Below are 20060 nucleotides of genomic sequence, written 5' to 3'. Positions count from 1 at the left end.
GATGGTTCAAACCTCGAGGGTCAGCGTCCGGCGGAAAAAGCCGTCGGCGCGTTCGAATATGTCCGCCCACTCGTCGGGACGAAAGTGATGGCGCCTGACGTTCAGGACGACAGTCTCGACCGGCACGCCCTGCTCGCGCAGAGTTCGGGCCCAGCGCTGCGTACGGTGGCGTGGAATGACGGGGTCATCGGCGGCGTGGATCAGCAGAACCGACGGGCGGCGCACGATATCCTCCGACCTGACGTTGCCGGCCGAGGCGACGCCAACGACGGCGCGGATGGGAGTCTGCCGCACGGCGACCTCGGCCGCCAGATAGCCGCCCCGCGAATAGCCCATGGCCCCCAGGCGCGATGCATCGACCCCCGGCAAGGCCAGCGTCCAGTCGACCGCATCGACGACGGCCTGGGGCCACCAGTTCACATCATCCGTCTGGGCGGCGTCGCGGGCGCCGCTGAGATAATCGGGCATGACGATGCGGTAGCCCTGCTCCGCCAGACGCCGCCCATGCTCGACAAAGACCGGCAGATCGGCCGCAAGCCCGCCCGCGCCGTGCAGCAGCAACAGCGTCGCGCCGCTCATCGGACCCGTTTGCGTCGCCGGCTCCATGACCACGATCGGTCGCTCCAGCCCCCGCGTCCGATAAGCCGCCTGACGGATCCCACCGGGCGCCTGCCGCGCCCATGCCGGGCCACCCGCCGACAGACCGGCGAACGCGCCCAGCGCCAGGCGACGGGTGATCGCCATCATCCGCCTACCGGTTCAGGCTGAGGTGGTTGATCAGGTCGGTACGGGTGATCAGGCCGACGAACCTCTCTCCGTCCAGGATGATCGCCACGCGGTCGCGGTCGAAGACCGGTATCAGGGCGTCCAGCGTTTCGCTGACCTGCAAGGTGTCCAGTTCGCGGACCATGGCCGAGGCGACCGGCTTGGCGAACCGCTCTTTCCGCGTGATCTCGTCGGTGTTCATAATGTGGACGATGTCGCTCTCGTCCAGGATGCCAACCAGGCGGCCGTCCTGGATGACCGGCAGTTGCGACACGCCGTCCCCCTTCATCCGCTTGAAGGCGGTGTCCAGGGTGTCTTCCGGGCCGATCACCACGACCTCGCCCCGCTCATATTTGCGGTGGATCAGGTCGGACAGGTCGCCGTGCAACTCGCCCTGGGCCAGACCCTGATCGGCCAGCCAGGCGTCGTTATAGACCTTGGACAGATACTTGGCCCCAGTGTCGCAGACGAAGGTCACGACCCGCTTCGGCTCGGTCTGTTCGCGGCACCAGCGCAGGGCGGTGGCGATCAGCGTGCCGGACGACGACCCGGCCAGGATGCCTTCCTTCAGCAGCAGCTCGCGCGCCGTGGCGATCGCCTCGGCGTCCGGGATGGAATAGGCCTTGTCGATCAGGCTGGCGTCCGCCGTTTCGGGCATGAAGTCCTGACCGATGCCCTCGACCGCATAGCTGCCGTCCGGGCCGGGCACGCCGTCGTTGACCAGACCCGCCAGGGCCGAGCCGACCGGGTCGGCCAGGATAATCTGGGCCTGTGATCCGACGCTCTTCAGATAGCGGGCGATGCCGGTGATGGTGCCGCCCGAACCGATCCCCGCGACGAAGGCGTCGATGTCGCCGTCCATCTGCTCCCAGATCTCGGGGCCGGTCGTCTTGAAGTGGGCGGCCGAGTTGGCGTCGTTGGCGAACTGGTTGACGAAATAGGCGCCCGGAATCTGCTGGGCCAGACGCTCGGCCATGTCGGCATAGTATTCGGGATGGCCGTGGGGCACGTCCGAGCGGGTCAGGCGCACATCGGCGCCCATGGCGCGCAGATGCTGAATCTTCTCCTTCGACATCTTGTCCGGGATCACCAGCAGAACGTTGTAGCCCTTTTGCTTCCCCACCAGGGTCAGCGCCAGGCCGGTATTGCCGGCCGTCGCCTCGACGATCGTCCCGCCGGGCTTGAGCCAGCCCTCAGCCTCCGCCACCTCGATCATCTCCAAAGCGATGCGGTCCTTGATCGAGCCGCCCGGATTCTGGTTCTCCAGCTTCAGGAACAGGCGGCACGGGCCGGTGTCCAGTCGCGTGATCTCGACCATCGGCGTCTTGCCGATGAGCTCCAGCAACGATCGGCTGGGGCGAGCAAGAACGGGTTTGTCGGACATCGACATGACGGGCAGGCTCCGGTGGCGTTTGGCCGGAAGCTGATCGTCCGGCCCTTCGCGGTCAAGCGGCGCAAGATTCCACCCTTTTTCCACGAAGCGCGTTACACAGGACGCAATGGCCAAGACACCGAAACGCCCCACAGCCGGGCTGCCCGACAAAGAGACCCTGATCGCCTTCCTGCGCGAAGCCGGCGAGGCCGAGAAGGCCGACATCGCCCGCGCCTTCGGCCTGAAGGGCGCCGAGCGTCGCGAACTGCGCGAGATGCTCAAGGAACTGGAGGCCGAGGGCCGGCTGGGCAAGCGCGGACGCAAGGGCTTCTCCGAGGCGGGCGCCCTGCCCCCCGTCGGCGTGGCCGATGTGGTCGACCGCGACGCGGACGGCGAACTGTACGTCCAGCTGGTCAAGGCGGCCGAGGACGCGCCACGCGCGATCCTGATGCCGGACAAGGGCGCCAAGGGGCCTGCCCCCGGCCTGGGGGACCGGTTGCTGGTGAAATTCTCCCGCTCGGCCGACGGCTGGGAGGCGAGACTGGTCAAGCGGCTCGACGCCGGGACTAACCGGGTGCTGGGCGTGATCCGCAAATCGGCGCGCGAGACACGTGTCGAGCCGGTCGACAAGCGGTCCAAGGACGTGCTGCTGATCCCGCAGTCGATGGCGGGCGAGTTGCGCGACGGCGATCTGGTGCTGGCCGCCATCGAAAAGGGCGAGCACCGCTATGGTCCCAAGCGCGGCAAGATTCTGGAGACCATCGGCCGCGAGGATGATCCCCGCGCCGCCTCGCTGATCGCGATCCACAGCCATGGGGTGCCCACCGGCTTCTCGGACGCCGTCGAGCGCGAGGCGCTGGATCAGGCCCTGCCCACGCTAAAGGGGCGCGAAGACCTGCGCGAGGTGCCCTTCATCACCATCGACCCGGCCGATGCGCGCGATCACGACGACGCCGTCTACGCCCAGCGGGACGAGGACCCGAAGAACGAGGGCGGCTGGATCATCTGGGTCGCCATCGCCGACGTCGCCGCCTATGTCCGCCCCGGCACGGCGCTGGACCGCGAGGCGCGCGAGAAGGGCAACTCGACCTATTTCCCTGACCGGGTCGAGCCGATGCTGCCCGAGGTGCTGTCCAACGGCCTGTGCAGCCTGAAGGAAGGCGAGAACCGCGCCTGTCTGGCCGTGCGGATGATCTTCGACAAGGCGGGCCGCAAGACCGGCCACCGCTTCATGCGCGGCCTGATGCGCAGCCACGCCAAACTGTCCTACGAGCAGGCCCAGACCGCCATCGACGGCCAGCCGGACGACGCGGCCGGGCCGATCATGGACGCCATCCTGTATCCCCTGTGGAATGGCTATCGCTGCATGCTGAAGGGGCGTGAGAAGCGCAGCCCGCTGGCCATCGAAAGCCCCGAGCGCAAGGTGTTGATGGACCCCGGCGGCGGCATCGGCGCGATCGAGCCGCGCCACTCGCTGGAGGCGCATCGCCTGATCGAGGAGATGATGATCCAGGCCAACGTCTGCGCCGCCGAAACGCTGGAGCAGAAGCGCACGCCTCTGATCTATCGCGTCCACGACGCACCCAGCCAGGAGAAGATTTTCAACCTGGCCGACTTCCTGCATACCATCGCCAAGCCGTGGAACAAGGGTGAGCCGGCGACGACCAAACGGTTCAACAAGCTGCTGGACGAGACGCGCGACGGCCCCTACGCCGAGGTCGTCAACGAGGTGGTCCTGCGCACCCAGATGCAGGCGATCTATTCGCCTGAGAACGTCGGTCACTTCGGGCTGAACCTGGATCGCTACGCCCACTTCACCTCGCCGATCCGGCGCTATTCGGACCTGATCGTGCACCGAGGCCTGATCCGGGCGCTGGGGCTGGGGTCGGACGGGCTGACGGACCGCGAGATCGCCGAACTGCCGGCCATCGCCGAACAGGTGACGACGACCGAGCGCCGCTCCATGGCGGCCGAGCGCGACGCGATGGACCGCTATATCGCCGCCTTCCTGGAAGATCGGGTCGGCGCGACCTTCACCGGGCGGATCACCGGGGTGACGCGGTTCGGCCTGTTCGTGCGGCTGGACGAGACGGGGGCCGACGGCCTGATCCCGGTCTCGACCCTAGGCAGCGAATATTTCACCCACGACGACCGCGCCCACGCCCTGGTCGGCGAACGGACAGGCAAGCGGTTTACTCTGGGGCGCCGGGTCGAGGTGAAGCTGGTGGAAGCCACGCCGGTGACCGGCGGCCTGGTGCTGGAAATGCTGTCCGAGGCCGAACCGCGCGACCCCAACGCCCCCGCCCCCCGCTACGGCATCCGGGGCCGGGGCGGCGACGGCCCGCCCATGCGAGGGAAAGGCCGCCCCGGCGGTCCCAAGCCCCGCAACGGCGGCAAGCCCGCCGGTGGGCTGAAGGGGGTTCGAAAGGGCAAGCGGCGGTGAGCACCCAGCCCTTCGACGCCGCTCAGGACCTGAAGGACGCCCCGCGCACCGGAAATGTGCAAAGGCCAAAGGACGCCGCCACCCTGATCCTGACCCGTGGGGGCGAGCGGCCCCAGGTGCTGATGGGGCGACGGGCGCCCGGCCATGTCTTCATGGCGTCCAAATGGGTGTTCCCCGGCGGACGGATCGACCGCGCCGACTTCACCGCCGCATTCGCCCGGGATCTGGGGGCCGACAGCGCCCGTCGGCTGGAGAACGAGATACCCCCCCGTCGCGCACGCGCCCTGGCCCTGACCGCCGTGCGCGAGACGTGGGAGGAGACAGGGCTTGTTCTGGGGCGGTCGGCGCCATCGGTTGCGGTGGCCGGACCCTGGCGCGATTATCGGCGGCTGGGCGCCCTGCCCGACCTGTCAGTGCTGTCTTATATCGCCCGCGCCATCACGCCGCCGGGCCGCTCGCGCCGGTTCGACGCCCGATTCTTCATGGCCCCGGCCGAAGCCCTGCTGACACCCGAACCCACAGCCGGTTCGGGTGAACTGGACGAGATCGCCTGGTTACCGCTGGACGAGGCGAGGACCCTGGACCTGCCCGCCATCACACGGTTCGTGCTGGACGAAGTTGCCGAGCGGATTCAGCAGGGTCCCCAGCGCACCCCGCCCTTTGTCCGCATGGTCCGGGGTCGTCATCTGGTGACGCGCGAATAGGTCACGCCGCGCGGTTGACTTCCGGGCGTCCCCGAGTATGTTCCGCGCCTCTTATTTTAGCGGCTTTCGCCGTCGCAGAGGTAATTCCGATGGCCAAACCGGCTTCGATCAAGATCCGCCTGAACTCCACGGCCGACACCGGCTTCTTCTACGTCACCAAGAAGAACGCCCGCACCATGACCGAGAAGATGGTCGTCAAAAAGTACGACCCGGTCGTGCGCAAGCACGTCGAGTTCAAGGAAGGCAAGATCAAGTAAGACTTGATCCGGCGGTTCGCCGCCGTGCTGACTGATTGAAACGCCCGGTCGAATGGCCGGGCGTTTTGCTATGCCTGGATCACGGCTCAGGCCGCGCGGGCGATGACGCGGTTACGGCCTGCGGACTTGGCCTCATAGACCCCTTCGTCCGCCCGCTTCAGCAGGGCGTCGGGGGTGTCGCCCTCGCCGGTCGAGGCGGCGACGCCGACCGAGACGGTGATGGTCAGTTGCTCGCGCCCGCCCATGATACGGAACGGGGCAGAAGCGATGTCGCGCCGAATGCGGTCGGCGACGCTGTGCGCCGCCTCCAGCGAGGCGCCGGGCATGACGACCACGAACTCCTCGCCGCCCAGACGACACGGCAGATCGATGGCGCGCACGTTGGTGGCCAGACGCACCGCGAACTCACGCAGCACCTCGTCCCCGGCGTCGTGACCGAACCCGTCGTTGACCGCCTTGAAGTGATCGATGTCCAGCACCAGCGTTGCGACAGATTCCCCGCCGTGGTTGGCGTGGTCCACCAGCCCCTGCAACTGGCCCGACATATAGCGTCGGTTATGCAGGCCGGTCAGGGCGTCAGTGACAGCCATCTCCAGGCTGTAATCCAGCTTGTCACGCAGGAAGTCGGCATAGCGCTTTCGGCGGATCTGGGTGCGCACCCGGGCCAGCAGTTCGCCCGGATCGACCGGCTTCAGCAGGATGTCGTTGACGCCCAGTTCCAGCGCCTTGATCAGGCGCGGTCGTTGGGCCGGATCGACCAGGCCCAGGATCGGCGTCCGCCGCGTCGCCTCGCTGGAACGGGCGTTAGCGATCAGACGCAGGCCGTCAAAGCCTGCCGCCTCGACATTGACGATCATCAGGTCGATCGGCCCGCGCGCCGCCACCAAGGCGACCGCCGGATTGGTCTCTATGGCCGCCCGATGTTCAATCGACAGCTCCTGGATCAGACGCTCAGCCTGAACCGGCTGGTCATCGACCACCAGAACGCGTCCGCCCGCCCCGCGCAAACGTGCGCCGGCCTGACCTTCGACACCAAAGCTGCGGCCGCGCTCCTCGCGCTCCATCAGCTCGTCCATGACCATCTTCAGCCGCACCAGAGAGCGCAGCCGCGCCATCAGGATCACATCGTCCAGCGGCTTGGTCAGAAAGTCATCGGCCCCCGCATCCAACCCGCGAACGCGATCCTCGCGTCCGTCCAGGGCGGTGACCAGAACCACCGGAATATGACTGGTGGCGGGGTCTTCCTTGAGCCGGCGGCAGGTCTCGAACCCGTCCATACCGGGCATCATGACGTCCAGCAGGATGATATCCGGCGCCTCGCTGGCGGCCAGCGCAATCGCCGTCGGCCCGTCCTGACAGGTCAGGACGTCATAATATTCCAGCGTCAGCTTGGCTTCGAGCAGCCGGACGTTCGCCTCGACGTCGTCAACGACAAGAATGCGTGCGGTCATCGTCCGGCGGCCTCAGCCCAGATGCCGGCGGACGGTCTCGAGGAAATGCATCACCGAGATTGGTTTGGAGATATAGGCCTCGCAGCCCCCCTCGCGGATACGCTCCTCGTCGCCTTTCATCGCGAAGGCAGTGACGGCGACGACAGGGATATGGCTCAGCTCCTCGTCGTCCTTGAGCCATTTGGTCACCTCCAACCCCGAGATTTCCGGCAGCTGAATGTCCATCAGGATCAGGTCGGGCCGATGCTGGCGCGCCAGAGCCAGCGCCTGCAGACCCTCACGGGTCTGGAACGTCTCATAGCCCTGGGAATCGAGCAGATCATGAAAGAGCTTCATGTTCAGCTCGTTGTCCTCGACGATGAGAACCTTCTTCGACATCATCACCGGGCGGGTCGCCTTCTCGTTTCCGCGGGTAGCCGAGGCTTTATTTCGCCTTCTTGCCTGTCACTGTGACCGGGCAGTCTTAAGTTGGGGTGAAGCCCGTTCACGGAGCGCCGCTCGCCGATGAAGACCCTGTGCCGCGATTGCCTGTGGAGCGATGACGCCATCGTCGCCCGCTGTGGCGCGTGCGGGTCGCGGCGCGTGATCGCCCACGCTGAACTGGACCGACTGACCATCGCTCATATGGACTGTGACGCCTTCTACGCGTCGGTCGAGAAGCGTGATCGGCCGGAATTGCGGGACAAGCCGGTCATCATCGGTGGCGGCAAGCGCGGCGTGGTCGCGACCGCCTGCTATGTCGCGCGGCTCAGCGGGGTCGGTTCGGCCATGCCGATGTTCAAGGCGTTGAAGGCCTGTCCCGACGCGGTCGTGATCAAGCCGAACTTCGCCAAATACAAGCACGAGAGCGAGCGCATCCTGGGCGCGCTGGCGAAGCTGACGCCGCTGATTCAGCCCCTGTCGCTGGATGAGGCCTGGGCTGATCTGTCCGGGACCGAACGGCTGAACGGGGGTCCCCCGGCGCTGCAACTGGCCCGGCTGCAGAAATGGATCGAGGAGGAGGTCGGTCTGACCGTCTCCATCGGCCTGGCCCCCAACCGTTTCCTGGCCAAGGTGGCATCGGAGCTGGACAAGCCGCGCGGCTTCTCGGTCATCGGGTCCGAGGCGCAGGTCCTGCTGGCGCCGCGTCCTGTATCGATCCTGCCCGGCGTGGGGCCGGTGTTCTCGCGCACCCTGCGCAGCGACGGCTTCGCCACCGTCGGCGATCTGGCGGCGGCGGATCTGCGAGACCTGGTGAAACGCTATGGCGAGTGGGGTCTGCGCCTGTCCGACCTGGCGCACGGCCGCGACGGCCGCGCCGTAAATCCGGAACGCGACCGCAAGGGGATGAGCGCCGAGACCACCTTCAACGACGACCTGACCACGGCTGAGGCGCTGGAGGCCGAGCTGTGGCCCCTGTGCGAGAAGCTGGCGTCCAAGGCGCGGCGCGACGGGGTCGCCAGTCGGGTGCTGGTGCTGAAGCTGCGACGCACCGACTTCCGCATCGTCACCCGCCGCGTCAGTCTGCCCGAGCCGGTTCAGACGGCCCGCGCCCTGTTCGCGGTCGGCCGTGACCTGCTAAAGGCCGAGCTGGGCCCGCCCTATCGCCTGATCGGTATCGGCATGGCCGAGGTCGTCGATGCCGACGACGCGCCCGCCGCCCTGTTCGACACGCCCGAAACGCGCGCCCTGAAGACCGAAACCGCCATCGACCGCCTACGCGACCGGTTCGGCGCCGGGGCCGTGGTGGCGGGTCGTGCGTTGAAGCCCGCGATCAAGCCGAAGGGGGCCGCATGACCGTCGATCTGGCCAGGCGCGCCTGGGACCATGGCTGGCGACTGGACCCCATCGTCCGCAGCCTGCTGGACACCGACTTCTACAAGCTGCTGATGCTGCAGCTGATCTGGAAGCGTTACCGCAACGTCCCGGTGACCTTCGAACTGATCAACCGCAAGCCCGAGGTGCGACTGGCCGATCAGGTCGATGAACAGGCCCTGCGAGAACAGCTGGACCACGCCCGCACCGTACGCCTGACCACGCGCGAGCGCGTCTGGCTGGCGGGCAACAGCTTCCACAGTCGGGCGCGGATGTTCGATCCGGACTTCATCGACTGGCTGTCTGCCTATCGCCTGCCCGACTATGCGCTGGAGCGGCGGGACGGGCAGTATCGCCTGACGTTCAACGGATCCTGGGCCGATGTGACCCTGTGGGAGATTCCGGCCCTGGCCATCGTCGGCGAACTGCGCGCCCGCGCCGGACTGAAGCGGCTGGGCCGGTTCGAGCTGGATATCCTCTATGCCCGCGCCAAGACCCGACTGTGGAGCAAGGTCGAGCGGCTGCGCGCCCTGCCTGATCTGGCCCTGTCAGACTTCGGCACGCGGCGGCGGCACGGCTTCCTGTGGCAGGCTTGGTGTATTCAGGCGTTGAAGGAAGGGCTGGGTTCGGCCTTCATCGGCTCGTCCAACGTCCTGCTGGCGATGGAGAACGATCTGGAGGCCATCGGCACAAACGGCCACGAACTGCCCATGGTGCTTGCCGCCATGGCGGGCGAGGATGACGCGGCCCTGCGCGCCGCGCCGTGGCGGGTGCTGGAAGCGTGGCGTGATCTGTACGACGGCAATCTGCTGGTCGCCCTGCCCGACGCCTTCGGCACCGAGGCCTTTCTGGCCGATGCCCCGGCCTGGGTCGCGGACTGGACGGGCTTTAGACCCGACTCGGCGCCGCCGGTTCAGGCGGGCGAGCGGATCATCGACTGGTGGCGGACGCACGGCCGCGACCCGCGCGAGCGGCTGCTGGTCTTCTCGGACGGGCTGGATATCGACGCCGTCGAGGCGACGCATCGCCATTTCCAAGGCCGGGTCCGGATGAGCTTTGGCTGGGGCGCCAACCTGACCAACGACTTCCACAACTGTTCACCCGCGCCGGCGCCCGAACTGGAGCCGCTGTCGCTGGTCTGCAAGGTCACCCATGCGGCCGGGCGCCCTGCCGTCAAACTGTCCGACAATCCGCACAAAGCCACCGGCGATCCGGCCGAGATCGCCCGCTATCTGCGCGTTTTCGGCGAAGCGGGGCGCCAGACGCGCCCGGTCGTCGTCTGAAGCGGATGACGGCGTGACCGCAGCGCGCTAAACCCCGCCGCAACAACCAAGGGAGTTCTCCATGTCCGTCGCCGCCCGCCTTACCGAACTCGGCATCACCCTGCCCGAAGCCGCCAAGCCGGTGGCCAGCTATGTCTCCTATGTCCGCTCGGGCAATACGCTGACCATCTCGGGCCAGCTGTCGAACGACGCCAACGGCGGGATCAAGGGCACGGTCGGTGTGGACGTGACGCCGGAGCAGGCCCAAGCCGCCGCGCGCCTGTGCGGCCTCAACCTGCTGGCCCAGATCAGCGCCGCCGTGGACGGCGACCTGGACCGCGTGGTCCGCGTCGTGAAGCTGGGCGGTTTCGTCCAGGCCGGACCCGACTTCATCGCCATCCCCGCCGTCATCAACGGCTGTTCAGACCTGATGGTCGATGTCTTCGGCGACGCGGGCAAGCACGCCCGTTCGGCCGTCGGCGTCTACAAGCTGCCGCTCGGCTTCGCCGTCGAAGTGGACGCTGTCGTCGAGGTGAAGTGACCTTCCAGATTCGGGTCAATGACGGGATCGCCGCCATAGGTCGGGACGCGTGGGACGCCTGCGCGGCCCCGACCGGCGATCCCTTCGTCGCCTGGGATTTTCTGCACGCCTGCGAGGCGTCCGGCAGCGCCGTCCCGCGCCAGGGCTGGGCGACGCGCCACCTGTCCCTGCACGATGAAGACGGCGCCGTGCTGGGCGTCATGCCCCTGTATCTGAAGGGGAACAGCCAGGGCGAATACGTCTTCGACCACAGCTGGGCCGACGCCTATGAGCGCGCGGGCGGCCGCTATTATCCCAAGCTGCTGGGCGCCGTGCCCTTTACTCCGGCCACCGGGCCGCGCTTCCTGAACGCGCCCCAGACCGACGCCGCCACGGTGCGCGAGGCCCTGTTGCAAGGCGCGCTGGCCCTGACCGAGCGGCTAGGCGTCTCGTCTCTGCATGTGAACTTCCCGATCGAGTCGGAGTGGCAGGCGATGACGGAAGCGGGCCTGCTGCCGCGCCGTGACATCCAGTTCATCTGGCGCAACGACGGCTATGCGACCTTCGACGACTTCCTGGCCGCCCTGTCCTCCAACCGGCGCAAGACCATCCGGCGCGAACGGCGTGAGGCGCAGGTGGGGCTCGACATCCGCGTCCTCACCGGCGCCGACATCACCGAAGCGCACTGGGACGCCTTCTTCGCCTTCTACATGGACACCGGCGACCGCAAATGGGGCCGCCCCTATCTGACGCGCGACTTCTTCGCCCGCGTCGGGGCAAGCATGGCCGACCGGATCGCCCTGGTCATGGCGTTCCGCGACGGAACGGCCATCGCCGGGGCGCTGAACTTCATCGGCCGCGATGCTCTGTACGGCCGACAGTGGGGCGCGCTGGACGACGTGCCCTTCCTGCATTTCGAGCTTTGCTACTATCAGGCCATCGACTTCGCCATCGCGCGGGGTCTCTCGCGCGTTGAGGCGGGCGCGCAGGGCGAGCACAAGATAGCCCGCGGCTATCTGCCCGCCCCGGTTTATTCCGCCCACTGGATTGCCGATCCGGCCCTGCGCGAACCGGTCGCCCGCTATCTGGACAGCGAGCGACCTGCGGTCGAGGACGAAATGGCGGCGATGACCGAAGCCCTCAGCCCCTATCGCGCGCCGGTGTAGGAGCGGAAGCTTTCGACCACCTGCGGGCTCTGGCGCAACGCCAGGGCGAGATCGGCGCGGCCTTCCTCTTCACGGCCCAGAGCGATCAGGGCCAGACCCCGTCCGTACCGCGCGGGCGGCATGGCGGCCTGGCGGCTGAGGGCATAGTCAAAGTCGGCCAGGGCGTCTTCGTGTCGACCTTGCTGCAGTCGCAACCGTGCGCGCGAATCCGCGATCGGGCCGGACATCGGCTGGGCCGCCAACGCCGCCTCGCACCAACTGTCAGCCTGCTCCAGACCGGCCCCGGCCAGGGTCAGCATCCAGCAGCCCTCATTGAGCATGACCGGATTGTCCGGATTGGTCTCCACCAGAGAACGGGTCAAGGCCACAGCCCCATCCGTGTCGCCGCCCGCCGCCAGCGCCGCCACCAGCGTTTGGGTCGAAGGTTCGATCTCGCTCGCATCGCGCTGCATCAGGGTGCGCGCCAGCGCCATCGCCTCGGCGCCGCGCCCCCCCTCGATCAGCAGATCAATGCGTGACGTGATCAACTGGATATTGTGCGGCGCCTCCTCCATCGCGGCCAGCGACAGCGTCTCCGCCTCGGCCGTGCGGTCCAGCAGCGCCAGCAGGGCCGCCTTCTCCGCCTTCGCCTGGGGCTTGCTCGCATCCGACGCCGCGTTCAGGGCCGCGTCCATATCCGCCACGGCCCGGTCGCCCAGGCCCGCCGCCAGATAGGCATAGGCGCGCGCCTGCAGCACGCCGACATTGCGCGGGGACAGGCGAAGCAGGCGCGTATAGGCCAGGATCAGCTCCCGCGTGTCGCCACGACCGCTGGCCAGGTTGAGGCGGCCGTAGGTGACCGAGTCATTCGCCGGATCCAGCGCCTCGGCCTGATCCAGATCAGCCTCGGCCCCATCCAGGTCGCCCATGGTGAGGCGCAGACCCGCGCGTGCCGCCCAGACGCCGGCCTGGTCGGCCGTGATCTCTACCCCGCGGTCTGCGGCCTTGGTCGCCTCATCATACAGACCGAGCGCCGCCAGCTCGCGGACGCGAGTCTGGAACGATTGAGCGCGCTTGGTCGCGTCGATTTCCGCTTCCTGTGTAGCCCAGGCCGCGCGGTCGGCCACCGTCGGCTGATAGACGCCGCGAACCGTCAGGCTGGGCGTCCGCCCAAATCGGGTATCGCCCGCCAGACGCGCCTTTTCATACTCGTCGTGGGTGACCTCGTAAGCGTTCGCCGAAGCGGTAGCGAGCCCGGTCAGGCGCGCGCCATCGACGGTCATCGTCCGACTGTAGTGCGTCCCGATGAAATCGAACTCCAGACTGCCTCCATAGACGTCGTAACGCGTCCCTTCCGGCAGGCGGTAATCGGCCCGTCCTGCGGACGACATCGGATAGCTGACGACGTGCGGAGCATTCGGCAGGAAGGTTGTGGTGCGCTTGGTCAACTGGGGCGGGCGAATGCGAAGGCCTTCCGGGGACAGGGCGCCATACTCCAGCACGCTTCCATCCACGCGCCCGGTCACCGTGATCACATAAGCGGCCAGACTTTCGTCGTAGGCGGCGGTGACCGCGATGTCCTTCATCTGCTCGCCCATCGACTCGCGCATGCTGTCCAGTCGCTCCTGACGCGCGGCCGGACCCATGTTTTGCATTGTCGAGGCGGCTTCCAACCCGTCATCACCGCGGATGAGGGTCTTCACTGTCACAGCGGCAGGCGCGAAAAGACCCGCCGAGGCGTCAACGATCTCGACAACCTCGGCGCCCGCCGTGGCTTGCGGGATCGGCACAATGCGGTCCAGTCCCGTGCGACCTTCGGTCAGCACCAGGGCGCTGTGGTAGGGCGCAAAGGCGGACTGCTCCAGCACGCGATCATTGGCTCGCGTTCCGTCCAGCCAGTATGTGGCGCCGTCCAGTTCGGCCCGAACCAGCACATGGTCGAAGGCGCGAAGTCGCGGCAGGGATTCCGCCAGACTGTCGCCCGTGTCGGTCGAGACCAGCGCCGCATCCGCCGGAATGCCCAGCTCGCGCAGCAGGGCCAGCAACAGGGCCGTCTTGCCCTTGCAGTCACCCTGGCGCAGCCGCCAGACCTCATCGGCGCTGGTCGGCACCCAGCCGCCCTCTCCCATCAGGATGGCCAGATAGCGCACCTGATCCTGGACCACGCGAAGAGCAGCCAGGGCCTGATCCCGTTGGGTCGAATGTGCGGCCTTGATACGGGCGACTTCGGTACGTAGCGACGAGGTCTCGGACAGGGTCGCCGCGCGATCGTAGTGAGGCGTCATCAGCGAAACCACATCGCCCCAGCCGTCATAGCTCGACAGCTCCGCCTCGCGGGCCAGGAAGAACCGGCGCGGGGCGTCGTTGGGCACGAAATACGGCTCGACATTCTTCATATCGACGACGATCTCGTTGAAGCCGCCGCGACGCCGCACCGCCGGCACCGTCCAGCCCGGTGTGGCGCGAACCCTCATGTTCAGGTTCTCAGGCCACGAGGCCGCAACGTGCAGGTGCTCGACCGTCGAGCTCAGGCCGCCGCTGATCACCGCCTCGGGGCGAGCGTCGGCCACCGGCTCGCGGCGGGTCACCGTATAGGCCACGTCCAGTTCGTCGCCGACGCGCAGGTCCGCGGGGTGCAGGGCTGCGGTCAGCTGTCCCATGACAGTCGAATTTTCAAAGCCGGTTTCGCGACGCAGGACCTCGAACTTCTGAGTGTCCAGAACCTCGATCACGGCGCCCTGACGGACAACCCGTACATGGTGGATCGTCAGATCTTCATGGTCGGCGGACCAATCCAGGGCGATGACGCCACCCGAGCCCAGGCCCTCAGGCGACTGCAGCAGGATGCGATAGCGAACATAGCTGTGGCGCGCCGCATCGTCGAACCGCGTCTGGGCGTCGTACAAACGGTAGCGATACCCCACCTCGCTGGTTTCGGCGACGCCGGGGACTCCAGGCTCGACGGGACGCACCCAGTCGCTTGCAGGCGCCAGCAACAACTGGTCGCCGGCCCACGCCGAAGACGCCGCCAGAATCGCGGCGGCCGAAACCATCATACGGAAAAACAAGGCGGATCCCCCCGGATCGAGACTTACTGGTCGGCCCGCTCGGCGCGACGGGCCGACAGAACCATGTCACTCCACGACCATGCAACCAAAAGCTACCCGTGAGGCGCCTGCACTGACATTCGGTCGCGGCCCCTGGACGGAACCATGAGCCCTCTCTGGACGCTTGACCGGCATCCTCCTTCCAACCCCAGGGATCAGCCATGACCGACCAACGCATCGAAGGCGTCGCCACCGAAATCGAAGGCAAGGCCAGGAACGGCCTCGGCCGTCTTGCCGGCGACAGCAAGCTCCAGGTCGAAGGCAAGTTCAAGGAGTATGAGGGCAAGGCGCGTGACGCCTATGGCCGCGTCATCGACGGTCTGGACGGCATGGTCGGTCGCGCCCCCGCTGATCTTCAGGAGCCCGCCCGCAAGGGTCTGGAGTTCGCCCGCCGCAAGCCGCTGTTGACCACCGGCATCCTGGCCGGCGCCGCCATCCTGCTCAGCAGCCTGGGCCGCCGCCGCTAATCAGCGCCCCTTCAACCCATAAAAAAGGCCCGGGAAATCCCCGGGCCTTTTCGCTTTGACTAACTGAGCCAGCTGTCAGGCCGTCTCTTCCGCCTCTTCCTTCACGGCCGCGCCCTTGGACGGGGTGATGTCGAATGCGATCTTGCCGTCTTTCAGCTCCACCTTCACATGACCGCCGCGGGTCAGGCGACCGAACAGGATGTCGTCGGCCAGCGGCTTCTTGATGTGTTCCTGAATGACGCGGGCCAGAGGCCGTGCGCCATACAGTTCGTCAAAGCCGTTCTTGGCCAGCCAGTCGGTCGCTCCGTCGGTCAGTTCGATAGTGATGTTGCGGTCCGCCAGTTGGGCGTCCAGCTGCATCATGAACTTGCCGACCACCGAACGGATTGTCTCGGCCCCCAGCGGCTTGAAGGCCACGATGGCGTCCAGACGGTTGCGGAACTCCGGCGCGAACAGGCGCTGGATGGCCTTGTCGTCCTCGCCCTCGACCTTGCCCCGGCCAAAGCCGATGGAGGCGCGGGCGTTGTCGGCGGCCCCGGCGTTGGTGGTCATGATCAGGATGACGTTCCTGAAATCGACCTTCTTGCCGACGGCGTCGGTCAGGACGCCGTTGTCCATCACCTGAAGCAGGATGTTATAGACGTCAGGGTGCGCCTTCTCGATCTCGTCCAGCAGCACCACCGAGTGCGGATGCTGATCAACGGCGTCGGTCAGCAGGCCGCCCTGATCATGACCGACATAGCCCGGAGGCGCGCCGATCAGGCGGCTGACTGTATGGCGCTCCATGTATTCCGACATGTCGAAACGCTGCATCTCGATGCCCAGCGTGGCGGCCAGTTGCTTGGCCACCTCGGTCTTGCCGACGCCGGTCGGGCCGCTGAACAGGAAGGCGCCGATAGGCTTGTTCGGATCACGCAGACCGGCGCGCGCCAGCTTCATCGCCGACGAGACCTGATCGATGGCTTGTTCCTGGCCATAGACCGTCCGCTTCAGATCGGCCTCCAGCTCGCGCAGGGATTCCGTGTCCGACTTGCTGACCGACTTCGGCGGAATGCGGGCCATCCTGGCGATGACGGCCTCGACCTCCTTCTGGCCGATGACCTTCTTGCGCCTGGATTCCGGCAGCAGCATCTGTGACGCCCCCGCCTCGTCGATCACGTCGATGGCCTTGTCCGGCAGCTTGCGGTCGGTGATGTAGCGCGCCGACAGATCGACGGCCGTGCGGATCGCCGAGTCCGTGTAGCGCAGCTTGTGGTGCGTCTCGTAGGTGGTCTTCAGGCCCTTCAGGATCTTCACCGTGTCCTCGATCGTCGGCTCATTGACGTCGATCTTCTGGAAGCGCCGGACCAGGGCCCGGTCCTTCTCGAAATGCTGGCGATATTCCTTGTAGGTCGTCGACCCCATGCAGCGCAGCGAACCCGAAGCCAGAGCCGGCTTCAGCAGGTTGGAGGCGTCCATGGCCCCGCCGCTGGTCGCGCCGGCCCCGATCACCGTGTGGATCTCGTCGATGAAGAGGACCGCGTTGTCGTGGTTCTCCAGTTCCTTGACGACCTGCTTCAGGCGCTCCTCGAAGTCGCCGCGATAGCGGGTGCCGGCCAGCAGCGCGCCCATGTCCAGGCTGAAGATGGTGGCGTCCTTCAGCACGTCCGGGACTTCGCCGTTGACGATCTTGCGAGCCAGGCCCTCGGCGATGGCGGTCTTGCCCACGCCGGGGTCGCCGACCAGCAGCGGATTGTTCTTGGTCCGGCGGCACAGGATCTGGATCGAGCGTTCGACCTCGGCGTTGCGGCCGATCAGCGGATCGATCTTGCCGTTGCGGGCCTTGGCGTTCAGATCGACGCAATAGGCCTCCAGCGCCTCGCCGCCCGATTTGACGGTGGCGGCGTCCTCGTTGTCCTCGGGGCTGCCACCGCGCGCCGGGCGCGTTTCACCCGCACCCGCCTTCTTGGCGATGCCGTGGGCGATATAGTTGACCGCATCGTACCGCGTCATGTCCTGCTCCTGCAGGAAATAGGCGGCGTGGCTCTCGCGCTCGCTGAAGATGGCGACCAGGACGTTGGCCCCGGTCACTTCCTCGCGACCCGAGGACTGGACGTGGATCACCGCGCGCTGGATCACGCGCTGGAAGCCGGCAGTCGGTTTGGCGTCGTCGCCATCGGCTGTGGCCAGGGCGGCCAGGTCGTTGTCGACATACAATGTCAGGGCTGTCTTGAGCGCCGGCAGATCGACGTTGCAGGCCGTCATGACGCCCGTGGCGTCCGGGTCGTCGATCAGGGCCAGCAACAGGTGCTCGAGCGTCGCATATTCATGCCGACGTTCGTTGGCGTAGTGGACCGCGCGGTGCAGGGTCTCTTCGAGAGGACGCGAAAATGAGGGCATGTGGAGGTTCCTCTCAGTCCTTTTCCATCGTGCATTGCAGGGGGTGCTGGTGACGACGGGCCGTCTCGACCACCTGGGCGACCTTGGTTTCGGCCACTTCGTAGGTGAAGACGCCGCACACGCCGACGCCGTGCTGATGCACATGCAGCATGATGCGGGTCGCGTCCTCGCGGCTCTTCTGGAAGAACCGCTCCAGCACATAGACGACGAATTCCATCGGCGTGTAGTCGTCGTTCAGGATCAGCACCCGATACAGCGAGGGCCGCTGAAGTTTCGGCTTGGTTTCGGTGACGGTTGCGGCCCCGAGACCGCCTCCCTGTTCACCTGGCCGTTGGTTAGGCATTCGTCGTCCGTCTTGGGGAAGTCGATGGATCAGATAGGGAATGATGGCCTGATTTGTAGTGCCGTCCAGTGAAAGCTTCCGTGAACCGGAATGCAGAAAGGGCCCGGAGCGTTCGCCCCGGGCCCTTCCCAGCCTGTTCCCTTGGTCGCTGCGGCTTAGCGCGCGGCCTGGAACTTCTCGACCGAGGCGGTGACGCGCTCGTTGATCGGCTTGAAGCTGTCCTTCACCGAGGCGGTGAAGATTTCGGCGGCCCGGGTGGCTTCCGAAAGGTAAGACTCGGTGGCCGACTTGGCCCAGTTGGTCTGCAGTTCCAGCAGTTCCTGGATCGAACGGGCCTGGCTCAGCGACTGGGCGGCGGCGACGCCGTCTTCCCAGCTCTTCTTGCTGTACGAAACAGCCTGCTGCGACAGGGCTTCGGCGCCCTTCTGGGCGGCCGAGGCCGACTCGACCAGGGCTTCCAGGTTCTTCTTGCCGTGGGCGTTCAGTTCGCCCAGCGAGGCGACCGACTTGTCGACGCCTTCACGGAACGCCTGGGCGCCGGCGGCCTGGAATTTTTCAGCTTGAGCCTGGGCCTTGGCGGCGCCCTGCTCGACGGTTTTCTTCACGGTTTCGGCGCTGTCGGCCATGGGGAGGTCTCCTGAAGCGGCGATCACAAAAGGGGGCGCGGCCCGATTGGACCGCTCGAGACGTCATATGGTGCATGTGCGAAATGAGGTCAAGGTTTTTTGTGCAGTGCACAATATGAACGCTGATAACCTGACAACCTGCGCGTTCACAAAGTTGTTGACGCCTTGTTTACCACCCCGAAACCCCCTGCCCTCATGTTAGGTTTTCAGTATGCGTCGCGCCGGGGGGTCGTCGTCGCGCCACAGTTACGAGGCTATCGCTTGCCGATGACCGCATTGTTCCGTCGCCTGGTTCCCGCAGCCGTCGCCCTTGTGGCCCTCAGCGTCGCGCCCACGCCGGGCGCAGGTCCGCTGGTCGCCCAGTCCGCTGACAACGCGCGTTACGCCGCCGTCGTCGTCGACGCCGCTTCGGGCGAGGTCCTGTTCGGTCGGTTCGCCGACAGCCGCCGCTATCCCGCCTCCATCACCAAGGTGATGACCCTGTATCTGGCGTTCGAAGCGCTGGCCGAGGGCAAGGTCAAGCTGACGGACACGCTCACAGTCTCGCCCCGCGCGGCCTCGCAGCCACCCTCGAAACTGGGCTTGGCGGCAGGCCAGTCGATCACCCTGGACAACGCCATGCGGGCGACGGCCGTGCGATCGGCCAACGACATGGCCGTGGCCATCGCCGAGCATGTCGGCGGATCCGAGGGCCGCTTCACCTCGATGATGACACTGAAGGCCGAAGAGCTGGGCATGACCCAGACCCGCTACGTCAACGCCAACGGCCTGCCTGACAGCCGCCAGCTGACGTCGGCCCGGGACCTGGCCATCCTGGCGCGCGCCGTGATGCGCGACTATCCCCAGTACTATCGCTATTTCGGCCTGCACGACTGGGCCTATGAAGGTCGCGACTATCGCAACACCAACGGCCTGCTGACGACCCAGGGGTATGACGGCATCAAGACCGGCTACACCAACGCCTCGGGCTATAATCTGGCCGCGTCGACGGTGAAGGACGGCAAGCGCCTGATCACCATCGTCCTGGGCGGACGGTCCAGCGCGACCCGCAACGCCCACGTCGTTGAACTGATGGACACGGGCTTCGAGGTCGAACGTCGCCGCAAGCATGGCGAACGCATTCAGGTCGCCCAGAATTTCTTCGAAGAGCGTGGCTATGGCGTCTCCCTCGAGCCGCCGGTTCAATACGCCTCGCTGACCAGCACACCGACCAGTGAGGATGAGGCCGAAGGCGTGGGCGTGGGCTCCAACGCCGTCGCCTATACAGCCGCCTTGGCGCGGCCGCCCGCGCCGACCGAGGTTATACCCGCCCCGTCCGCCGTGCGCGCCTCAGGCGAACGCCCGTCGAACAACCTGACCGCCTCACTAAATGGTGGCTCGGCGGGCGTTCGCCTGAGGCGCGCACGGCGGACGGGGCGGGTATAA

Annotated in this window: 17 protein-coding genes; 9 read left to right on the top strand and 8 right to left on the bottom strand. The window is 66.7% G+C overall.

Going from position 1 to position 20060, the window contains the following annotated elements; translation table 11 throughout:
• Positions 1–6 precede the first annotated feature (6 nt).
• On the bottom strand, positions 7–744 hold the full coding sequence (locus EON91_RS09970; protein WP_292094121.1) for a prolyl oligopeptidase family serine peptidase: 738 nt from the start codon (positions 742–744) through the stop codon (positions 7–9).
• A 7-nt stretch (positions 745–751) separates the two neighbouring features.
• On the bottom strand, positions 752–2155 hold the full coding sequence (locus EON91_RS09965; protein ID WP_292094118.1) for a pyridoxal-phosphate dependent enzyme: 1404 nt from the start codon (positions 2153–2155) through the stop codon (positions 752–754).
• Between the two features lie 109 nt (positions 2156–2264).
• Between EON91_RS09965 and rnr the strand changes: the two genes are divergently transcribed.
• From rnr to rpmG, 3 genes are all read left to right on the top strand, one after another.
• Complete coding sequence (gene rnr, locus EON91_RS09960; protein WP_292094117.1) at positions 2265–4580, top strand: ribonuclease R; 2316 nt, start codon at positions 2265–2267, stop codon at positions 4578–4580.
• Positions 4577–5284, top strand: a complete 708-nt coding sequence (locus EON91_RS09955; RefSeq protein ID WP_292094115.1) for an NUDIX hydrolase — start codon at positions 4577–4579, stop codon at positions 5282–5284. Before rnr ends, EON91_RS09955 begins: the two co-directional genes overlap by 4 nt.
• 89 nt (positions 5285–5373) lie before the next feature.
• Positions 5374–5541, top strand: a complete 168-nt coding sequence (gene rpmG, locus EON91_RS09950) for a 50S ribosomal protein L33 (RefSeq protein ID WP_003164451.1) — start codon at positions 5374–5376, stop codon at positions 5539–5541.
• 86 nt (positions 5542–5627) lie between these two features.
• Here rpmG and EON91_RS09945 read toward each other — a convergent pair whose 3' ends face one another.
• A complete protein-coding gene (locus EON91_RS09945; RefSeq protein ID WP_292094114.1) occupies positions 5628–6992 on the bottom strand; it encodes a PleD family two-component system response regulator in 1365 nt (454 codons plus the stop codon).
• A gap of 12 nt (positions 6993–7004) precedes the next feature.
• Positions 7005–7370: a response regulator gene (locus EON91_RS09940; protein ID WP_292094138.1), complete on the bottom strand. Its 366-nt coding sequence runs from the start codon at positions 7368–7370 to the stop codon at positions 7005–7007.
• A 126-nt stretch (positions 7371–7496) separates the two neighbouring features.
• On the opposite strand from EON91_RS09940, the gene EON91_RS09935 reads away from it, so the two are divergent.
• The 4 genes from EON91_RS09935 to EON91_RS09920 all read left to right on the top strand — a co-directional run bounded on the left by EON91_RS09935 (position 7497) and on the right by EON91_RS09920 (position 11734).
• Positions 7497–8768 (top strand): DNA polymerase IV, encoded by a 1272-nt coding sequence (locus tag EON91_RS09935; RefSeq protein WP_292094111.1) that lies wholly within the window; start codon positions 7497–7499, stop codon positions 8766–8768.
• Complete coding sequence (gene pncB, locus EON91_RS09930) at positions 8765–10069, top strand: nicotinate phosphoribosyltransferase (protein ID WP_292094109.1); 1305 nt, start codon at positions 8765–8767, stop codon at positions 10067–10069. The genes EON91_RS09935 and pncB overlap by 4 nt, the downstream gene beginning before the upstream one ends.
• Positions 10070–10130: 61 nt before the next feature.
• On the top strand, positions 10131–10589 hold the full coding sequence (locus tag EON91_RS09925) for a RidA family protein (RefSeq protein WP_292094106.1): 459 nt from the start codon (positions 10131–10133) through the stop codon (positions 10587–10589).
• Positions 10586–11734 (top strand): GNAT family N-acetyltransferase, encoded by a 1149-nt coding sequence (locus EON91_RS09920; protein ID WP_292094104.1) that lies wholly within the window; start codon positions 10586–10588, stop codon positions 11732–11734. Before EON91_RS09925 ends, EON91_RS09920 begins: the two co-directional genes overlap by 4 nt.
• On the opposite strand, the gene EON91_RS09915 is transcribed toward EON91_RS09920, so the two are convergent.
• Positions 11716–14781 (bottom strand): DUF3857 domain-containing protein, encoded by a 3066-nt coding sequence (locus tag EON91_RS09915; RefSeq protein ID WP_292094102.1) that lies wholly within the window; start codon positions 14779–14781, stop codon positions 11716–11718. The two genes, EON91_RS09920 and EON91_RS09915, sit on opposite strands and share 19 nt — an antisense overlap.
• Positions 14782–14981: 200 nt before the next feature.
• On the opposite strand from EON91_RS09915, the gene EON91_RS09910 reads away from it, so the two are divergent.
• Positions 14982–15287 carry a CsbD family protein gene (locus tag EON91_RS09910; protein WP_292094101.1) on the top strand — a complete coding sequence of 102 codons (306 nt, stop codon included), beginning with the start codon at positions 14982–14984 and terminating at the stop codon, positions 15285–15287.
• A 75-nt stretch (positions 15288–15362) separates the two neighbouring features.
• Here the strand turns inward: EON91_RS09910 and clpA are convergent, their stop codons facing one another.
• The 3 genes from clpA to phaP form a co-directional block, all read right to left on the bottom strand.
• On the bottom strand, positions 15363–17666 hold the full coding sequence (gene clpA, locus EON91_RS09905) for an ATP-dependent Clp protease ATP-binding subunit ClpA (RefSeq protein ID WP_292094098.1): 2304 nt from the start codon (positions 17664–17666) through the stop codon (positions 15363–15365).
• Positions 17667–17679: 13 nt separating this feature from the next.
• Complete coding sequence (gene clpS, locus EON91_RS09900; protein ID WP_292094096.1) at positions 17680–18009, bottom strand: ATP-dependent Clp protease adapter ClpS; 330 nt, start codon at positions 18007–18009, stop codon at positions 17680–17682.
• A 155-nt stretch (positions 18010–18164) separates the two neighbouring features.
• Positions 18165–18635 (bottom strand): TIGR01841 family phasin, encoded by a 471-nt coding sequence (phaP, locus tag EON91_RS09895; RefSeq protein WP_292094095.1) that lies wholly within the window; start codon positions 18633–18635, stop codon positions 18165–18167.
• A 267-nt stretch (positions 18636–18902) separates the two neighbouring features.
• Here phaP and EON91_RS09890 point away from each other — a divergent pair, with 267 nt between their 5' ends.
• On the top strand, positions 18903–20060 hold the full coding sequence (locus tag EON91_RS09890) for a D-alanyl-D-alanine carboxypeptidase family protein (protein WP_292094093.1): 1158 nt from the start codon (positions 18903–18905) through the stop codon (positions 20058–20060).

Origin of the sequence: Brevundimonas sp., from assembly GCF_004210735.1 — a bacterium.
Lineage (GTDB): Bacteria > Pseudomonadota > Alphaproteobacteria > Caulobacterales > Caulobacteraceae > Brevundimonas.
Note: the sequence above shows the minus strand (reverse complement) of the source record. Positions and strands in the feature narration are given on the sequence as shown.